General features: G+C 44.8%; 3 protein-coding genes and 1 pseudogene. 3 read left to right on the top strand and 1 reads right to left on the bottom strand.

Features of this window, described 5'->3' with window-relative positions:
* Nucleotides 1–170 precede the first annotated feature (170 nt).
* The gene (locus DV872_RS25755) at nt 171–554 is read left to right on the top strand and encodes a hypothetical protein (protein WP_114632847.1); all 384 of its coding nucleotides are present in this window, start codon (nt 171–173) and stop codon (nt 552–554) included.
* A gap of 127 nt (nt 555–681) precedes the next feature.
* On the top strand, nt 682–1,176 hold the full coding sequence (locus DV872_RS27075) for an SEC-C metal-binding domain-containing protein (RefSeq protein WP_230391694.1): 495 nt from the start codon (nt 682–684) through the stop codon (nt 1,174–1,176).
* Between the two features lie 18 nt (nt 1,177–1,194).
* Here the strand turns inward: DV872_RS27075 and DV872_RS25745 are convergent, their stop codons facing one another.
* Nucleotides 1,195–2,133: a hypothetical protein gene (locus DV872_RS25745; protein WP_114632846.1), complete on the bottom strand. Its 939-nt coding sequence runs from the start codon at nt 2,131–2,133 to the stop codon at nt 1,195–1,197.
* 511 nt (nt 2,134–2,644) lie between these two features.
* Here DV872_RS25745 and metK point away from each other — a divergent pair.
* Nucleotides 2,645–3,795, top strand: a pseudogene (metK, locus tag DV872_RS25740) (methionine adenosyltransferase).
* Nucleotides 3,796–4,294 lie beyond the last annotated feature (499 nt).

The raw sequence follows: 4,294 nt of genomic DNA, 5'->3' as shown, positions 1-4,294 counted from the left end.
AAACAAATTGTAGCACGATGGGGTCGCTTTGCGGCCCCTTTTTACATTTAAAGACTTTCGAATAATTGTTTTGAAAAAGAAAAGGGCTGTCGCTTTAGTCTAATTAGACTTTTGCAACAGCCCCTTTCGATGGAGATTATGTATTTAAATTATCAGACAGAACCTTAATTATGGATTCCTTTGATAGTGTTTCTTTCCTTCATGAAGTGGCTAATCCCTCGTCAACACCCCGGAGTATCGATTATACGGGTCTTGAAAGCCTGGCTGCCGGAGCAGTGCAGAATGATACGCTCATTCTCTCTGGATACACGGCAAGCGGATCTCCCTCCCTCATCAGACTTAACCCTTCTACTGACACAGTCGAGAATATTATACCCCCCGGTTTAATAGAGGTACTCTCCATCAATCCCTCCCCGGACGGAAGCCTCTACGTGCAGGGAATCCTCCTTGAAGATAGGACCTCCTGCCTCATGAAAATAGACAGTGACGGCAACAGAACCATTCTATTGGATGACCTTAATTCCACCATAGACGATGTGGTCAACCTGGAATGAGGGCTCTTCAAACTACAGCGTAAGAGATGATATATGGGGGGAATATCTCCCTTCGCTCTGCTGTCGCATCCTCCATGCCATAGACCTAAGGGTTTAAAGCTTATATTTTCCATGTTACATTTGCTTCATGGAAAATACACAAAACACCCCGGATATTGCCAAAGGAGAACCCTTCGTCTTTCGCCTTGAGCGCTCTAAATATAAGGACAATCTCTATGTCTGTGTACCTGGCAATGTATGCGATAATCCCAGTTGCAGTTGTCAGGATCTTGGCATCGCCATATATAATTATCCCGGAGAAGGGCAGCCTCTTTCACCGCCCCCTGTCTATACCTTTGTAATTGATCTGGCCTCCCGCAGTATTCAGACCGATTATCTAAGCAATTCCGAAAGCCTGGACTTTGCCGGCTCCTTTCTGGACCATAGCGCATCTGATCATTGGGATCTCTACAATCAGGCCTTTATTTACCTGAAAGAGGAAGCCATACGGCAGAAAAAACTCCTCAAGGGGACAACAGACTCTGTGGCCGGTCAGGTCATAGCCCTGCATCAGGATAAAAAAGGTCGGAATGACCCCTGTCCCTGTGGGAGTGGGAAGAAATATAAGAACTGCTGCGGCTGATCGAGGGTCGGGACCCTTCTAATACTGAATCCTGGCGTTGGCCGACAACCCAAGGCTCTGGCTGGGCAAACCATAGACCACACCCATATCAATCTTCAGTATAAAGATACTCAGGCCCACACCACCGAACAGGCGGAAAGAACCACCGTTAACCTCTGAAAGGACATTCAAACCGTTTGGATCAACTGATAGGCCTGTGGCATCTTCAATCTGGCTGATCTGAGTACTATCGATCAATGTTCCGTCCACATAGACATTTGAAGCCGTCAGACCTCCACCGGCGGTTGAAAAGCCGTAGGAATAGCCCGCACCCGCAGAAAGGTTTATAAAGAGGAGCTTCTTGCTCACCTGAGCCTTTAGATCCATAACATTGGTGCTCCAGTTGTAATTCATGTCTGAATCTTCAAGACTCAGGGTTGTTCCCGCACCTGTACCGGAAATATCTACCGTCTGATCCGCAACGGGGACTATGATATCTCCATTGAGCCAGGTATAAGCGAATCCAAGGGACACATCGGGAAGAAATTTCTTATCCTCAATAATTCCCCAGCGGATGTCTCCACCAATCATCTTAAACCCCACAGACACACCCTCAAGATCAAGCATGTCAGGATTCAGAATACCGATTTTAAAACCAATTTCAAAGGGTATCACAGGCAGACCCAGGCGGGCATCAATTGAATAAACAGGAAGGGGAACACCCAGTGTGCCATAGTCACCCAGGCCATCATTACCCGTCAGGGCATAGACCTCTTCAAAGGCCTCGGAGGGGAGAAACACGGCCCCCGCAGTCAAACCAATTCCAAAATGGGGGAACTTGCCGCCATAAGCATCATTCCAGTTCAGTCCCATACTTGCTGCCAGGGGCAGGGCGTTGGCTGTTTCATCTGCAAAGCTCTGAAAACTGTCTTTTACAGCATCAAGATCATAGGCGGACAGAGAGGTTGCAAGAGCCACCAGAAGAAATAAAATGAATATTTTTTTATAGTTGACTCCTTAGTTTTTCTGAAATCTATCTATAAATATAAGGCTTTTGCTCGGTGTTTTCTTGGTTTTAGTGAATTATGAAGGGGGAAGTCTCCCCCTCGCTTCATTGCTCGCCCATGCAACCTGGGGCTTTATCCGGCTCTGCTGACGCGCCGCCGGGCCACTGGCCGGGTATTGCGCTGCCCCCTCTTTGGGAGGATTCTCAAATTATCCTGACCAATTCCTATGTGTGCAACCCTGATCACTCAAACACTCTTATTGCTCCCTTTAAAAATCTATGTTAATTTTCAAAACAGTCTGTAGGACTGATAACCCTATTTCAAATCAGATATACTGGTCTTCAACAAAACGGGGATCTATATATGATAAATGAAATTGTAATTTACAAGTGAAACAGAAACGGTTTCCGGTTTTTTGCTTTCTTGATTTCCGGGAGCCCTGTAAACTTTAGAATTTATAAAAAATCTAAGGAGTGTTATGAATGAGAGATCTATTTACATCAGAGAGTGTCAGTGAAGGCCATCCTGATAAATTGTGTGACCAGGTATCTGATGCCGTATTGGATGCCTGTTTAAGACAGTATACTGAAAGCCGGGTAGCCTGTTAAACCTTTGCCACCACTGGTATGGTTCTGGTTGGTGGAGAGATAACTACTGAAGCATATGTAGATCTTCAGGAGATAGTCCGTGGTGTGGCCAAAAAGATTGGTTATGAAAAGCCCGAATACGGACTGGACTATAAGTCCATGGCCGTTGTGAATATGCTTCACAGTCAGAGCCCCGATATATCACAGGGAGTTTCTGGTACAGGATTATACAAAGGGGAACAGGGGGCGGGAGATCAGGGCATGATGTTTGGATATGCCTGAAATGAAACACCTGAATTGATGCCGGCCCCCATCATGTATTCACATCAAATATTGAGTCATGCGGCAAAAATCAGAAAAATGGTGTTTTAACCTGGCTGCGTCCAGACTCTAAGAGTAAGGTAACTGTCGAATATGATGGTCATACACCGAAAAAAATCAATACGGTTGTTGTCAGTCATCAGCATGATGAGAATATCAGTTATGAAGAACTGATATCGGAAATCATAAAAAAAATCATCAATCTGGTTCTGGAGCCGACAGGATTACTGGCAGATGATACAGAATACTTCATCAATCCCACCGGAAGGTTTGTCATTGGTGGACCTCACGGTGATACCGGCCTAACGGGGCGTAAGATCATCGTTGATACCTACGGTGGAATGGGACGTCATGGTGGGGGAGCTTTCAGCGGGAAGGACCCTTCCAAGGTGGACCGCTCTGCGGCCTATATGGCACGGTATGTAGCTAAAAATATTGTCGCAGCCGGACTCTGTGACCGCTGTGAGGTTGAACTGGCCTATGCAATAGGTGTTCCCTATCCCATCAGTATCCTGGTGGAGGATTTTGGTACGGCCAAGGTTGATGTTCAGGTTATTAAAAAAGCAGTCAATGATGTTTTTGATCTGACTCCTGCGGGAATCATTAAAAAACTGGATCTGAAGAGACCTATTTATCAGGAGACTGCTGCTTATGGACATTTCGGACGGGATGAATTCTCTTGGGAGAAAACCGATAAGGCCGAGGATTTAAAAAAACTGGTATAAGATTAGTTTTTTATTTCTGAACCTCTCTCAAAAAGGGAGGTTTAATTTTATGTGTCAAGTTCAGGCCATCTCAGCCAAAGGGGTGAATCCCCTCCTTTCAGCTGTGTGTTATATTGCTAATTTTAATCCTTTGAGCAGCGATTCTTTGTACAGTGTCAGTCAGATGTTATTCTCTCTATAATGGGATTACAGCGTGCCGGACATATGTTTTTTTCCTTTAATAAGGTTTTATACAGGATAGTGAAGGTTTGCTTCAGTTCTTTTCAGAAGTAATTCATCCAGGTATCATGTAGACACCCAAGTCTCCACCTGGGAATCCTGGCATCAGTAAACACATCCCTCATGGAACAAAGTCGTAATAATTTTTCGATCTAAATAGGGCTTACTGAAAAAGTCTTTCAGGCAACCCTAGTTCTCCTGATTTTGAATCTTTCTTCAATTTCTCTCATTTCTTTGGAACACATTTTGTCCAAGTTCATGACAAATATTGAAAGGAAGA

Origin of the sequence: Oceanispirochaeta sp. M1 (assembly GCF_003346715.1) — a bacterium.
In the GTDB taxonomy this organism is placed as follows: Bacteria; Spirochaetota; Spirochaetia; order DSM-2461; family DSM-2461; genus Oceanispirochaeta.
The sequence above is the reverse complement of the archived record's forward strand: the minus strand, read 5'-3'. Positions and strand labels throughout refer to the sequence as shown.